This window comes from Streptomyces sp. NPDC044002, assembly GCF_056434525.1.
Genome location: NZ_JBWKEZ010000115.1, coordinates 1 through 14,139, shown reverse-complemented (window position 1 = coordinate 14,139; position 14,139 = coordinate 1). Strand labels below are relative to the sequence as shown.

Sequence of the window (14,139 nt, the reverse complement as noted above, 5' to 3'; positions counted from 1 at the left end):
CGAGCGGTCCCTGCCCGCTCATCCCCCCAACCGCGGGCGGGGCTATTCATAGCCCCGCCGGCGTTTGAGGCGCGGGGGTCTGGGGGCGGAGCCCCCAGGAGGGGTCCGGGCGCAGCCCGGGGAACGGGCGAAGGGCGGGTAGGGGACCGCCCCGCGCAGCGGCCCAGCCGCGCCCGCACCACACCCGCGCGGCAGCGCCACGGCACCGGGGACGCCCCCACCCCGTCGCCGGGCGACAATGGCGGGGTGCTCCACGATCTCTTCCCGCCCGGCATCCAGCACGCCCTGGACCTCGCGGGCATCTTCGTCTTCGCCACCGCCGGCGCCCTCCTCGCGGTCCGCAAGAACTTCGACGTCTTCGGCATCTGCGTCCTCGCCCTCGTCACCGCCCTCGGCGGCGGCCTCCTGCGGGACCTCTGCATCGGTGCCGTCCCGCCCGCGGCCTTCAGCGAACTCAGCTTCTTCGTCACCCCCCTGATCGCCTCCGCGATCGTCTTCTTCCTCCACCCGGAGGTCCAGCGCATCAACCGCGCCATCAACGTCTTCGACGCCGCCGGCCTCGGGCTGTTCTGCGTCACCGGCACCACCAAGGCCTACGAGTACGGCCTCGGCCTGACCGCCTCCGCCGCGCTGGGCCTGGCCACGGCCGTCGGCGGCGGCGTGCTGCGCGACGTCCTCGCCAACGAGGTGCCCTCGCTGCTGCGCGACCGGGAGATGTACGCCGTGCCCGCCGTCGTCGGCGCCGCGATGGTGGCCGTGTTCATCGGCTTCGAGGTGCTCAACCCCGTGACCACCGGCATCGCCATCGTCACGACCTTCGTGCTGCGCCTGCTCGCGATGCGCTACCACTGGCGCGCCCCGCTGGCCTGGAACCGCCGTTCCTCGGTGGCCGAAGAGGTCTAGCCAGAGAAAGCTACCGCTTAGTAGCTTGCCGGTGTACCGTCATCGGCATGTCTTACGCAGCGGCCCAGGCCTCCATCGGCGACAGCGAATTCGACCGCGACACCACCGTCACCGCCCGCGCGGGCGAGCCCGGGGTGTACGACGCGGAGCTGTCCGCCGGCTGGACGATCATCACCGCCGTCAACGGCGGCTACCTGCTGGCCCTGGTCGGCCGGGCCCTCGCGTCGGCCCTGCCGCACCCGGACCCCTTCACCGTGTCCGCCCACTACCTGACCTCCTCCGTGCCCGGCCCCGCCGTGATCCGCACCGAGGTGGTCCGCGTCGGCCGCACCCTCTCCACGGGCCAGGCCTCGCTGTTCCAGTACGACGAGAACGGCGCCGAGGTCGAGCGCATCCGCGTCCTCGCCTCGTACGGGGACCTCGCCGCGCTCCCGGACGCCGTGCACACGGTGGCGCGCCCGCCGGCCATCCCGGCGTACGAGGACTGCCTCGGCCCCGAGGCCGGCCCGGCCCCGATCCCCGGCAGCAACGCGATCGTCGACCGGCTCCGGCTCCGCCTGGACCCGGCGACCGCGGGCTGGGCGGTCGGCGCACCCTCCGGCAAGGGCGAGATGCGGGCCTGGTTCGAGCTGGCCGACGGCCGCGACGCCGATCCGCTGTCGCTGCTGCTCGCGGTGGACGCGCTGCCGCCGACCGCCTTCGACCTCGGCCTGCTGGGCTGGGCCCCGACCGTGGAGCTCACCACGCACATCCGCTGCCGCCCGGCGCCGGGCCCGCTGCGGGTGGGCATCGTCACCCGCAACCTGGCCGGGGGCTTCCTGGAGGAGGACGCCGAGGTCTGGGACTCCGCCGACCGGCTGGTGGCCCAGTCCCGCCAGCTGGCCCGCGCCCCGCGTTAGGGGCTGGAGGGGCCGGAGGAGCCGGAGGGGCCGCGCCGGGCCGTGGAGGGGGCGGCCCGGTGGTCGGACCAACCCCACCCGGGCGGGACCCGGTGGGGCGGCGGACTCGTAGAATCAAAAAATCATGGCCTACCTCGACCACGCCGCGACCACGCCGATGCTCCCGGAAGCCGCTGCGGCGATGACCGCGCAGTTCGCCGCCACCGGTAACGCGTCCTCCCTGCACGCCGCCGGCCGCCGGGCCCGCCGTACCGTCGAGGAGGCCCGCGAGTCCCTCGCCGAGGCGCTCGGCGCGCGCCCGAGCGAGGTGGTCTTCACCGCGGGCGGCACCGAGGCCGACAACCTCGCCGTCAAGGGCCTCTACTGGGCCCGCCGCGACGCCGACCCGGCCCGCAGGCGGGTCCTCGCCAGCCCCGTCGAGCACCACGCCGTCCTCGACGCCGTCCACTGGCTCGCCGAGCACGAAGGGGCCGAGGTCGAGTACCTCCCCGTCGACCGCCACGGCCGCGTGCACCCCGAGGACTTCCGGGCGGCCCTGGAGCGCAACCCCGACGACGTCGCCCTCGCCACCGTGATGTGGGCCAACAACGAGATCGGCACCGTCATGCCGATCGGGGAACTGGCCGCCGTCGCGCGGGAGTTCGCCGTACCCCTGCACTCCGACGCCGTCCAGGCCTTCGGCCAGCTCGACGTCCGCTTCGGCGACAGCGGCCTCGCCGCCATGACCGTCAGCGGCCACAAGGTCGGCGGCCCCTACGGCATCGGCGCGCTACTGCTCGGCCGTGACCAGAGCCCCGTCCCGGTCCTGCACGGCGGCGGCCAGGAGCGGCACGTCCGCTCCGGCACCCTCGACGTGCCCGCCATCGCCGCCTTCTCGGTGGCGGCCGTACTCGCCGCCGAGCGGCGCGAGCGGTTCGCCGCCGAGGTCGGAGCCCTGCGCGACGAGCTGATCGCGGCCGTGCTGGCCGCCGTCCCCGACGCCGTCCTCGGCGGCGACCCGGTGGACCGGCTGCCGGCCAACGCCCACTTCAGCTTCCCCGGCTGCGAGGGCGACTCGCTCCTGCTGCTGCTGGACGCGCAGGGCATCGAGTGCTCGACCGGCTCCGCCTGCACGGCAGGCGTCGCCCAGCCCAGCCACGTCCTGCTGGCGGCCGGTACGGACCCCCGGCTGGCCCGCGGCACCCTGCGGTTCTCCCTGGGGCACACCTCCACCAAGGAGGACGTCGCCGCCGTCGCCGCCGCGATCGGCCCCGTCGTGGAGCGCGCCCGCAGCGCCGGCCTCAGCTAGCGGCCCCGGCCCCGAGCTCCTGCCCGACCATGCGGATGTAGCGGTCCCAGTCCCAGTGCGGGCCCGGGTCCGTGTGGTCGGCGCCCGGCACCTCGTCGTGGCCCAGGATGTGCTTCCGGTCCGCCGGTATGCCGTACCTCCGGCAGACGTCGGCGGCCAGCCGGGCCGAGGCCGCGTACATGGCGTCCGTGAAGTCCCGGGGGCGGTCGACGAAGCCCACGTGCTCGATCCCGACGCTGCGCTCGTTCATGTCCCGGTTTGCCGCGTGGAAGGCCACGTCCAGCTCGCGCACCATCTGCTCCACATGGCCGTCCTGGCGCACGATGTAGTGCGCCGACGCCTTGTGGAACGGGTTCTTGAACGCGTCGACCGAGGACTCGAAGCCGCCCTGCGTGACATGGACGACGATCCGGTCCACCCGGTAGTCGTCGGGCCGGTCCGCGAGCCGCCAGTTCGCCGGCGAGGCCGCCGTCCAGCTCGCGGCCGCGTAGTCGAGCTCGCCCTCCTTGCGCGGCTTGGACACCCCCGGCAGCAGCCACCAGGCCCGGCCGATCTCGTCCCGGGCCGCGAACCCCGCCGCCGCGAGGACCCCCAGCCCGCCCAGCAGCACCGCCCGCCGGGTCCGGCGCGGCCCCCTGGGCCCCTTCTCCACCTGCTCGGTCATGTGATCCACCCCCCACAGCCGATAACGCGCTGTGACCCCGCCCGGTTCCCCGTACCCTGGACGGTGCTATGACTGAGAACCTGCCGCGCACCGCCCGCCCCCTCCGCGTCCTGGCCGCCATGTCCGGCGGCGTGGACTCCGCCGTCGCCGCCGCCCGCGCCGTCGAAGCCGGGCACGACGTCACCGGGGTCCACCTGGCGCTCTCCGCGAACCCCCAGTCCTTCCGGACCGGCGCCCGCGGCTGCTGCACCATCGAGGACTCCCGCGACGCCCGCCGCGCGGCCGACGTCATCGGCATCCCCTTCTACTGCTGGGATCTCGCCGAGCGCTTCCGCGAGGACGTCGTCGAGGACTTCATCGCCGAGTACGAGGCCGGGCGCACCCCGAATCCCTGCCTCCGCTGCAACGAGAAGATCAAGTTCGCGGCGCTGCTCGACAAGGCCCTCGCCCTCGGCTTCGACGCCGTCTGCACCGGCCACTACGCCACCATCGTCGAGAACGCCGACGGCTCCCGCGAGCTGCACCGCGCCTCCGACATGGCCAAGGACCAGTCCTACGTCCTCGGCGTCCTCGACGAGAAGCAGCTGGCCCACGCCCTCTTCCCGCTCGGCGACACGATCACCACCAAGGACGAGATCCGCGCCGAGGCCGAGCGCCGGGGCCTGGCCGTCGCGAAGAAGCCCGACAGCCACGACATCTGCTTCATCGCCGACGGCGACACCCAGGGCTTCCTCGCCAAGCGCCTCGGCAAGGCCGAGGGCGACATCGTCGACGGCACCACCGGCGAGAAGGTCGGCACCCACGAGGGTGCCTACGGCTTCACCATCGGCCAGCGCAAGGGCCTGCGCATCGGCCACCCGGCCCCCGACGGCAAGCCCCGCTACGTCCTGGACATCTCCCCGGTGAACAACACGGTCACCGTGGGCCCCGTCGAGGCCCTCGACGTCACCGCCCTCACCGCGATCCGCCCCCGCTGGTGCGGCTCCACCCCCGCCGCCCCGGGCACCTACACCGCGCAGCTGCGCGCCCACGGCGGCGAGACCGAGGTCTTCGCCGAGGTCGTGGACGGCGAGCTGCGCGTCACTTTCACGGAGCCGGTCCGCGGCGTGGCCCCCGGCCAGGCGATCGTCCTCTACGACGACACCCGCGTGGTCGGCTCCGCCACCATCGCGACGACGACCCGGGCCGCGGCCGGCGCCAGCGCCTAGCCGACCGTCAGGACGATCTTGCCGGTGGTGCGGCCGAGCTCGCCGATCTCGTGGGCCTTCGCGGCCTCCGCGAGCGGCAGGACGGTGTCCACCAGCGGCTTCAGCGCGCCGCCGTCGGCAAGCGCGGCGATCTCGCGCAGCCCCTGCCGGTCCGGCTCGACCAGCACCCACTCGGCCCGGAAGCCGCGGGGGTCGGCCGGGACGTCGTCCGGGCCCGGCAGGGTGACCAGGCGGCCGCCCTCGCGGAGCACCGAGAGGGAGCGTTCGGCGATCTCGCCGCCGAGGCCGTCCAGGACGACGTCCACGTCCGAGACGACGTCCTCGAACGCCACGGCGCGGTAGTCGACGACCTCGTCCGCGCCCAGCGAGCGCAGCAGCTCGTGCTTGCCCGCGCTGGCCGTGCCGATCACGTACGCCCCGCGCGCCTTGGCGATCTGCACCGCCAGGTGTCCGACCCCGCCGGCGGCCGCGTGCACGAGGACCCGCTCGCCGGGACGCACGTCCGCGGTGTCCACCAGCGCCTGCCAGGCCGTCAGCGCGGCCAGCGGCAGGGCGGCGGCCTCGACGTGGCTCAGCGAGGCGGGCTTGACGGCCAGCTGCCGGGCCGGGGCCACCACGTACTCCGCGTAGCCGCCGGCCTGCCGCGGGAAGAGCGGCATGCCGTACACCTCGTCACCGGGGCGGAAGACGGTCGAGCCGGGGCCGGCGGCCACGACGGTGCCCGAGACGTCCCAGCCGACGATCGGGGTCTCGCCCCACTCGATCAGGTGGCCGGACGCCCGCGTCTTCCAGTCGACCGGGTTGACGCCGGCCGCGTGGACGCGGACGAGGACCTCGCCCAGCCCCGGCTCCGGCCGCTCGATCTCCCGCTCGACCAGGGTCTCGGGGCCGCCCCACTCGTTCACGACGATCGCACGCATCTCTACTGCCTCATTCCACTGGATTCCGTACTTTTCCGGGCGTTGCCCGGCGACATCACTCAGATTCGGGCATCGCGCACCACCGTGGTATTGGCCGTCCGGCCACCATGTGACAGGATCTGGCCATGAGTACGCACCCCGACGGAAGCGGCCCCCACGGCAGGCACCTGATCGCGGTGCTCGCCCTGCCCGGCTTCCCGCCCTTCGAGCTGGGCATCCCCTCGCGCGTCTTCGGCCAGGCCGTGGACGAGGCCGGCGAACCCCTGTACGAGGTCGTCGTCTGCACCGCGGACGGCCTGCCCGTCCCCAGCGACTCCGGCTTCACCCTCCAGCCCGCCGCCGGCCCCGAGGCACTCGCCGCCGCCGACACGGTGATCGTCCCGCCCACCCACGCCATGCCCGAGCTGGCGCTCGGCGGCCCGCTGCCGCCCGCGGTGGCCGCCGCCATCGCCGGCATCCGGCCCGGCACCCGCCTGGTCTCCATCTGCTCCGGCTCGTACGTCCTCGCCGCCGCCGGACTCCTCGACGGCCGGCCCGCCACCACCCACTGGAACCTCGCCCCCGAGTTCCGCCGGGCCTACCCCCGGGTCCGGGTCGACGAGGAGGTCCTCTTCGTCGACGACGGCGACGTCCTGACCTCCGCCGGGGTCTCCGCCGGCGTCGACCTGTGCCTCCACCTGATCCGCCGCGACCACGGCGCCGCCGTCACCAACCGCGCCGCCCGCATGTGCGTCGTACCGCCCTGGCGCGACGGCGGCCAGGCACAGTTCATCGACCGGCCGGTCCCCGAACCCACCGTCGCCACCACCACCGCCACCCGCGCCTGGGCCCTGGAACGGCTCGGCGAGCCGATCTCCCTCGCCGAACTCGCCGAGCACGCCCGGATGAGCCTGCGCACCTTCACCCGGCGCTTCCGCGACGAGGTCGGCATGACCCCCGTCCAGTGGCTCACCGCCCAGCGCCTGGAGATCGCCCGCCACCTGCTGGAGTCCAGCGACCTCCCCGTCGACCTGGTCGCCCACCGCTCCGGCTTCGGCACGGCCAACTCCCTGCGCCAGCACATGCGGGCCTCCATCGGCGTCTCCCCGATCGCCTACCGCCGCACCTTCCAGCCCGCCGCCCGGGCATGACCTCCGGGGTAATCGCCACCGCGGGCGCCCGCTGACAGCATCGGAGCAACGGCCGGGCACCGCCCGGAACACCGACAGGGGAGGCCCACATGACCGCGTACGCCATCGCCCACCTGCACCGGCCGACCGTCAACGAGGACGTCCTGCGCTACATCGAGGAGATCCAGGCGACCATGGACCCCTTCGGCGGCCGCTTCCTCGTCCACGGCAAGGAGGCCGAGGTACTCGAAGGCCCCTTCCCCGGCACGGTCGTCGTCATCGGCTTCCCCGACATCGAGCGGGCCCGCGCCTGGTACGCCTCCGACGCCTACCGGGCCATCCTCCCGCTGCGCACCGACCACATCCCCGGCACCGCGATCCTGGTCGAAGGGGTCCCCGCCGACTACGACGCCACCGGGCGGGCGGGCGCCCTGCGCGAGGCCGCCGGACTCTGACCCGCCCCGGGCCGGGCCGCGGACCGGGGCGGCGGCGGGGCCCGGGCGGATGCGAGCATGGCGGTATGCCTACTCACCTGATCACCGGCGCCGGTTCCGGCATCGGCGCCGCCGTCGCCGCCCGCCTGCACGCCCGCGGCGACGACCTCGTCCTGCTCGCCCGCGACGCCGCCCGCGCCCGGCAGCTCATGGAGCGCTACGCGGGCGCCCGGGTCCTCGTGGGCGACCTGTCCGACCCCGACCGGCTCTCCTGGGCCTTCTCCAAGCAGCAGATCCCCGAGCGCATCGACTCCCTCCTGCACATCGCCGGGATCGTCGACCTCGGGCCGGTCGGGGAGCTCCGCCCCAAGACCTGGCACCAGCAGCTCAACGTCAACCTGATCGCCCCGGCCGAGGTCACCCGGCTTCTGCTGCCCACCCTGCGCGCCTCCAAGGCCACCGTCGTCTTCGTGAACTCCGGCGCCGGCCTCGCCGCCCACGCCGACTGGAGCGCGTACGCCGCCTCCAAGCACGGCCTCAAGGCCCTCGCCGACTCCCTGCGCGCCGAGGAGAAGCCCAACGGCATCCGCGTCACCTCCGTCTACCCCGGCCGCACCGCCAGCCCCATGCAGGCCAAGGTGCACTCGCAGGAGGGCAAGGAGTACGACCCCGAGCGCTGGATCGACCCCGAGTCCGTGGCGACGACCATTGTCATGGCCGTCGACCTGCCGCGCGACGCCGAGGTCAACGACCTGTCCGTCAGGCCCGGCCGATGACGGCGAGCGCCACCGGCGTCGGCTCCCTGCCCGGCGGCGACGCCCGCGAGGCCGCCAAGACCGCGACGGGCTCCTTCGAGGAGTTCCCGTACCTGCCCGAGCTGCCCGCCCGCGGACCCGGCGCGGACATGATCGGCCGCTCCCTCGGGCTGCTCGTCGACATGTACGCCCACGTCGAGCCCAGCGGCTGGCGGGTCAGCGACCGCCCCGGCCGCGACACCCGCCGCGCCCGCTCCTGGCTGGGCGAGGACCTCGACGCCCTGGAGGAGTTCACCCAGGGCCACACCGGCAAGCTCAAGGTCCAGGCCGTCGGCCCGTGGACCCTGGCCACCGCCCTCGAACTGCACGGCGGCGAGGCCGTCCTCCAGGACGCCGGAGCCTGCCGCGACCTGGCCGGATCCCTCGCCGAAGGCCTGCGCGACCACCTCGCCGACGTGCGCAAGCGCGTCCCCGGCGCCGAGATCGTGCTCCAGTACGACGAGCCGTCCCTCACCGCCGTCCTGCGCGGCCGGGTGCGCTCCGCCAGCGGCTACCGCACCTACCGGGCCGTCGACCGCCAGGTGGTCGAGAGCACCCTGCGCGACCTCTTCGCCGTCCACGACGGGGAGGTCGTCGTGCACTCCTGCGCGCCCGAGGTCCCCTTCGCGCTGCTGCACCGGGCCGGTGCCACGGGCGTCTCGTTCGATTTCTCACTGCTCACCGAGCGCGAGGACGACGCCATCGGCGAGGCCGTCGAAGGCGGGCTGAAACTCTTCACCGGAGTGGTGCCGGGCACCGATGCCCCGTTGTCAGACCCGGGCGGTAGCGTCATGGGTGTCAGGAAGCTCTGGCGCAGGCTGGGACTGGCCCCGGGGACTCTCGCCGAGTCCGTCGTGGTCACCCCGTCGTGCGGTCTGGCGGGCGCCTCGCCCGCGTACGCCCGCGCGGCGCAGGCCCATTGCGTCAGGGCGGCGAGGTCGCTCGCCGACAACCCTGAGTGACGGTCGAGCACGGGCCACGGGAGGACACGGCATGGCAGCCGAACAGCAGGACACGGCAGTACCGACGGCGGCGCGCGAGCAGCACCAGCTGCTCGCCGAGCAGGTCGAGGAGCACCGCTTCCGGTACTACGTGAACGACCAGCCGGTCGTCAGCGACGCCGAGTTCGACCAGCTGCTGCGCTCCCTGGAGGCCCTGGAGGAGCAGTACCCCGAGCTGCGCACGCCCGACTCGCCCACCCAGAAGGTGGCCGGGGCGTACGAGACGGACTTCGCCTCCGTCGAGCACCGCGAGCGGATGCTCTCCCTCGACAACGCCTTCGACGACGAGGAGCTGTCCGCCTGGGCCGACCGGGTGGCCCGGGACGTGAACACCCCGGACTACCACTACCTGTGCGAGCTCAAGGTGGACGGCCTCGCCGTCAACCTCACCTACGAGAACGGCCGCCTCACCCGCGCCGCCACCCGCGGCGACGGCCGCACCGGCGAGGACATCACGCCCAACGTCCGCACCATCGCCGAGATCCCGGACCGCCTGGCGGGCGACCGCGTCCCGGCCCTCGTCGAGATCCGCGGCGAGGTGTACTTCCCGATGGAGAAGTTCGAGGAGCTCAACGCCCGGCTCGTCGAGGCCGAGGCCAAGCCCTTCGCCAACCCGCGCAACGCGGCCGCAGGTTCGCTGCGCCAGAAGGACCCCAAGGTCACCGCGACCCGCCCGCTGCACATGGTGGTGCACGGCATCGGCGCCCGCGAGGGCTTCGAGATCGAGCGCCAGTCGCAGGCCTACGAGCTGCTGCGCGAATGGGGCCTGCCCACCGCCCAGCACAACAGGGTCGTCTCCTCGCTGGCCGAGGTCCGCGAGTTCATCGCCCACTTCGGCGAGAACCGGCACTCCGTGGAGCACGAGATCGACGGCGTCGTCGTCAAGCTCGACGAGATCGCCCTCCAGGGCCGCCTCGGCTCCACCGCCCGCGCCCCCCGCTGGGCCATCGCCTGGAAGTACGCCCCCGAAGAGGTCAACACCAAGCTCGTCGACATCAAGGTCGGCGTCGGACGCACCGGGCGCGTCACCCCGTACGCCCAGGTGGAGCCGGTGACGGTGGCCGGCTCCGAGGTCGAGTTCGCGACCCTGCACAACCAGGAGGTCGTCAAGGCCAAGGGCGTCCTCATCGGGGACACCGTCGTCCTGCGCAAGGCCGGCGACGTCATCCCCGAGATCCTCGGCCCCGTCGTGGACCTGCGGGACGGCACCGAGCGCGAGTTCGTCATGCCGGCCCTCTGCCCCGAGTGCGGGACCGAGCTGCGCCCGATGAAGGAGGGCGACATCGACGTCCGCTGCCCCAACGGGCAGACCTGCCCCGCGCAGCTGCGGGAGCGCCTCTTCTACCTGGGCGGCCGGCAGTCCCTCGACATCGAGAACTTCGGCATGGTGGCCGCCGCCGCCCTGACCGGGCCGCTGGAGCCGGCGCAGCCGCCGCTGCTGGACGAGGGCGACCTCTTCGACCTCACCATCGAGCAGCTGCTGCCCATCAAGGCGTACGTCCTGGACCCGGACAGCGGCCTGCCCAAGCGGGACCCGAAGACCGGCGAGGAGAAGATCGTCACGGTCTTCGCCAACCAGAAGGGCGAGCCGAAGAAGAACGCCCTGGCCATGCTGGAGAACATCGCGGCCGCCAAGGACCGCCCGCTGGCCCGGATCATCAACGGCCTGTCGATCCGGCACGTCGGCCCGGTCGCCGCCGAGGCGCTCGCCCGCGAGTTCCGCTCGATCGAGCGCATCGAGCAGGCCACCGAGGAGGAGCTGACGGCCACCGAGGGCGTCGGGGCGATCATCGCCGCCTCCCTCAAGGAGTGGTTCGCCGTCGACTGGCACCAGGAGATCCTGCGCAAGTGGCGGGCCGCCGGCGTACGGATGGAGGAGGAAGGTTCCGCCGAGGAGGAGGGGCCGCGCCCGCTGGAGGGCCTGACCGTCGTCGTCACCGGCACCCTCCAGAACCACACCCGCGACGGGGCCAAGGAGGCCCTGCAGAGCCGCGGCGCCAAGGTCACCGGCTCGGTGTCGAAGAAGACCTCCTTCGTCGTCGTCGGCGACAACCCCGGCTCGAAGTACGACAAGGCCGTACAGCTGGGGCTCGCGATCCTCGACGACGCCGGCTTCGAGGTGCTCCTCGGACAGGGGCCCGACGCCGCGCGCGAGGCCGCGCTCCCGCTGGAGGGCGCCGCCGCGGCCGAGGGCGGGCAGTAACCCGCACGGGAGTCGTCCAGGGGGCGGCGGAGGCGAACGGATGCATGGCGCCCGCCCGTACGGGCGGGCGCACGCCCGGCGCGGTCCCGGTGGTAAACGGCCGGTCGACGCCTGGTCGAGGGGCGATGAGCTGTCGGATCATCGGACGGGTGACGGAGGGGTCCTGGTCCAAACTCACCCGTTCGGCGGATACCGTACTGATGAGGATGGCTGGGCCGCATTCGGGCAACCACCGCCGACCGCTGCCCCTGGGAGCCTCTCGCGTCCTACTGTTGTGGGGTGCGCCTGTCGTGCGCGGCTGCCTGATGCGCTTTCAGCCGTGATGGCATGACATCGGGGCCATCGCGTGGCATCGGCATCGCCGGCTGTGAGAGGGACGGGCATGAAACCCACCGAAAGCGCCGACCCGTCACCTGAATTCGGCGGGGAGATCCCGCCCGTGCGGGCGGGCCGGCTCGGTGTCCTGGGTGCCAGGACACCGGAGACCCGCGCCCTCGACACCGGAGCGGGTGCACCGGGACACGAGCGGCGGCGCACCGTGCTGCCCCTCGCCCTCGTCGGCTTCGCCGCCGTGGTGCTCGCCGCCGGCATCGCCTCCGCACTGACCAACCGTCAGGCGCTCTTCCCCGGCGGCTCCGTGGGATGGGGGCTCGCCCTGCTCACCGGCATCATCGTCGGCCACCTCGTCGCACTGGGCCGCGACCGCTGGTGGGGCGGCACCGGATCCGGTGCGGCGCTCACCCTCGGCGTCCTGATCCTCTACGGCTGGATCCCCGCCGGACTCGTCTCCCTGGCGGTGGTCTCCCTCGTCGGGGCCGCGCGCCGGCAGCGCTGGCGCCAGGGCCTGCTGCACGGCTCCGTCGACATCCTCGGCATCGGCGCGGGGGCCCTCGTACTGGCGGCCTTCGGCGACGCGCCGAGCGTCGAGAGGCCGTGGCCGCCCGCGGACTGGGACCTCGCGGCCGCCCCCGAGGTGGTCCTCGTCGCCCTCTCCTACCTGCTGGTCACCCGGATCCTGCTGTGGTTCGCGCTCACCCCGCGCGGCGGCGGCCTGCCCACCGTGGCCCGCGCGACCATCCTCCGCCAGGCCCTGGTCGCCGCGGCCCTGCTCGGCATCGCCCCGCTGATCTGCGTGGTCGCCAGCACCCAGCCGGTCCTGCTGCCGCTGTTCGCCGTGCCGCTCATCGCCCTCGACTCCACCCTGTGGATCGCCCGGGCCCGCGCCGAGGAACAGCTGCGCGACCCGCTGACCGGGCTGCCGAACAGGCAGTGGCTGCTGGAGCGGGCCTGGTCCGCGCTGGACGAGGCCGAACGCCAGGGCACCCGGTCGGCCCTCGTACTGATCGACCTGGACCGCTTCCGCGCCGTCAACGACACCCTCGGCCACCTCGCGGGCGACCGGCTGCTGCTCCAGATCGCCGAGCGGCTGCGCCAGGCGCTGCCGGCCGACGCCGAGGCCGCCCGGCTCGGCGGCGACGAGTTCGCCGTCCTCCTGCCCACCACCGACTCCACCACCAGCGCCCAGCGCGTCGCCCGCAACCTGGTCGCCGAGCTCAGCTCCCCGCTGGACCTCGACGGCCTCACACTCGTCCTGGAGGCCAGCGCCGGCCTCGCCGTCTTCCCGGACCACGCACTGGACGCGGAAGGCCTGCTGCGCCGCGCGGACGTGGCCATGTACCAGGCCAAGCGGGACCGCACGGGCGTCGAGGTCTACGAGTCCAAGCGCGACAGCAACACCCCCGACCGGCTCGGCCTCCTCGGCGACCTGCGCCGGGCCCTCGACGCCGGCGAGGTGGAACTCCACTACCAGCCGAAGGTCCGCTTCGACGGCCAGGTCGCCGGCCTGGAGGCGCTGGTCCGCTGGGTGCACCCCGAGCGCGGGCGGGTCCCCCCGGACGAGTTCATCGCCATCGCCGAGACCTCCGGGCTGATGCCGCACCTGACGGAGTACGTCCTGGAGACGGCCCTCGCCCAGGTCGCCCGCTGGCGGGCGCAGGGCCTGAAGGTCCCCGTCGCCGTCAACGTCTCGCCGCGCGACGTCCACACCCCCGGCTTCGCGGGAGCCGTCGCCGCCCGGCTGGCCCGGCACGGGGTCCCGGCCAGCGGCCTCCAGCTGGAGATAACGGAACACGTCCTGCTGGAGGACCCGCAGCGGGCCGCCGACACCATGGCGGGCCTCACGGGCCACGGAGTGAAGATGTCCCTGGACGACTTCGGCACGGGCTACTCCTCCCTGGTCCACCTGCGCCGCCTCCCGGTGAGCGAGCTCAAGATCGACCGCTCGTTCGTCGCCCGCCTCGCGGTGGACGCCCAGGACGCGGAGATCGTCCGCTGCACGGTCGACCTGGCCCACTCCCTGGGCCTGCTCGTGGTCGCCGAGGGCGTCGAGGACGACGAGACCTGGGAACGGCTGCGGGACCTGGGCTGCGACGCCGTGCAGGGCTGGCTGGTCGCCGCCGCCATGCCGCCGCAGGAAGCCACCGCCTGGCTGCTGGCCCGCGGCGAACGCGGCTGGCGCCGCCCGGCCGACATCACGGCGGAACTCGCCGCCACCGGCTCCGCCGAAACCCCGGCCCCGTAACCCGGGCGGGACCGGACCCGCGCCGCTGCGCGAGGCTGGTCCCCTACCCGCCCTTCCACCGTTCCCAGGGGCTCCGCCCCTGACCCCGGTCGGGGTTAAGAGCGGGGGGGGGGGGGGGAGGAGCAGGGGAAGGGG

Annotated in this window: 12 protein-coding genes; 10 read left to right on the top strand and 2 right to left on the bottom strand. The window is 73.9% G+C overall.

Annotated elements, in window-relative coordinates; translation table 11 throughout:
* Window positions 1–246: 246 nt before the first annotated feature.
* From AC07A6_RS40060 to AC07A6_RS40050, 3 genes are all read left to right on the top strand, one after another.
* On the top strand, window positions 247–903 hold the full coding sequence (locus tag AC07A6_RS40060; protein ID WP_362462835.1) for a trimeric intracellular cation channel family protein: 657 nt from the start codon (window positions 247–249) through the stop codon (window positions 901–903).
* Window positions 904–950: 47 nt separating this feature from the next.
* On the top strand, window positions 951–1,802 hold the full coding sequence (locus tag AC07A6_RS40055) for a thioesterase family protein (protein WP_362462838.1): 852 nt from the start codon (window positions 951–953) through the stop codon (window positions 1,800–1,802).
* 124 nt (window positions 1,803–1,926) lie between these two features.
* Window positions 1,927–3,090, top strand: a complete 1,164-nt coding sequence (locus AC07A6_RS40050; RefSeq protein ID WP_478780386.1) for a cysteine desulfurase family protein — start codon at window positions 1,927–1,929, stop codon at window positions 3,088–3,090.
* On the opposite strand, the gene AC07A6_RS40045 is transcribed toward AC07A6_RS40050, so the two are convergent.
* Window positions 3,083–3,754 carry an N-acetylmuramoyl-L-alanine amidase gene (locus AC07A6_RS40045; RefSeq protein ID WP_362462844.1) on the bottom strand — a complete coding sequence of 224 codons (672 nt, stop codon included), beginning with the start codon at window positions 3,752–3,754 and terminating at the stop codon, window positions 3,083–3,085. The two genes, AC07A6_RS40050 and AC07A6_RS40045, sit on opposite strands and share 8 nt — an antisense overlap.
* A gap of 68 nt (window positions 3,755–3,822) precedes the next feature.
* Here AC07A6_RS40045 and mnmA point away from each other — a divergent pair, with 68 nt between their 5' ends.
* Window positions 3,823–4,962, top strand: a complete 1,140-nt coding sequence (gene mnmA, locus AC07A6_RS40040; RefSeq protein ID WP_362462847.1) for a tRNA 2-thiouridine(34) synthase MnmA — start codon at window positions 3,823–3,825, stop codon at window positions 4,960–4,962.
* Here mnmA and AC07A6_RS40035 read toward each other — a convergent pair.
* Complete coding sequence (locus AC07A6_RS40035; RefSeq protein ID WP_478780385.1) at window positions 4,959–5,882, bottom strand: NADP-dependent oxidoreductase; 924 nt, start codon at window positions 5,880–5,882, stop codon at window positions 4,959–4,961. The genes mnmA and AC07A6_RS40035 overlap by 4 nt on opposite strands.
* A 125-nt stretch (window positions 5,883–6,007) precedes the next feature.
* Here AC07A6_RS40035 and AC07A6_RS40030 point away from each other — a divergent pair, with 125 nt between their 5' ends.
* The 6 genes from AC07A6_RS40030 to AC07A6_RS40005 all read left to right on the top strand — a co-directional run bounded on the left by AC07A6_RS40030 (window position 6,008) and on the right by AC07A6_RS40005 (window position 14,004).
* Window positions 6,008–7,012: a GlxA family transcriptional regulator gene (locus AC07A6_RS40030; RefSeq protein ID WP_478780384.1), complete on the top strand. Its 1,005-nt coding sequence runs from the start codon at window positions 6,008–6,010 to the stop codon at window positions 7,010–7,012.
* Window positions 7,013–7,101: 89 nt separating this feature from the next.
* Entirely contained in the window at window positions 7,102–7,446 is a 345-nt protein-coding gene (locus tag AC07A6_RS40025; protein ID WP_362462855.1) for a DUF1330 domain-containing protein, read from the top strand.
* A gap of 65 nt (window positions 7,447–7,511) precedes the next feature.
* On the top strand, window positions 7,512–8,201 hold the full coding sequence (locus tag AC07A6_RS40020) for an SDR family oxidoreductase (RefSeq protein ID WP_362462858.1): 690 nt from the start codon (window positions 7,512–7,514) through the stop codon (window positions 8,199–8,201).
* Window positions 8,198–9,181 (top strand): methionine synthase, encoded by a 984-nt coding sequence (locus AC07A6_RS40015; RefSeq protein ID WP_427715825.1) that lies wholly within the window; start codon window positions 8,198–8,200, stop codon window positions 9,179–9,181. Before AC07A6_RS40020 ends, AC07A6_RS40015 begins: the two co-directional genes overlap by 4 nt.
* A gap of 31 nt (window positions 9,182–9,212) precedes the next feature.
* Window positions 9,213–11,423 (top strand): NAD-dependent DNA ligase LigA, encoded by a 2,211-nt coding sequence (ligA, locus tag AC07A6_RS40010; protein ID WP_478780383.1) that lies wholly within the window; start codon window positions 9,213–9,215, stop codon window positions 11,421–11,423.
* A 382-nt stretch (window positions 11,424–11,805) separates the two neighbouring features.
* Window positions 11,806–14,004: a putative bifunctional diguanylate cyclase/phosphodiesterase gene (locus tag AC07A6_RS40005; RefSeq protein ID WP_362462867.1), complete on the top strand. Its 2,199-nt coding sequence runs from the start codon at window positions 11,806–11,808 to the stop codon at window positions 14,002–14,004.
* Window positions 14,005–14,139 lie beyond the last annotated feature (135 nt).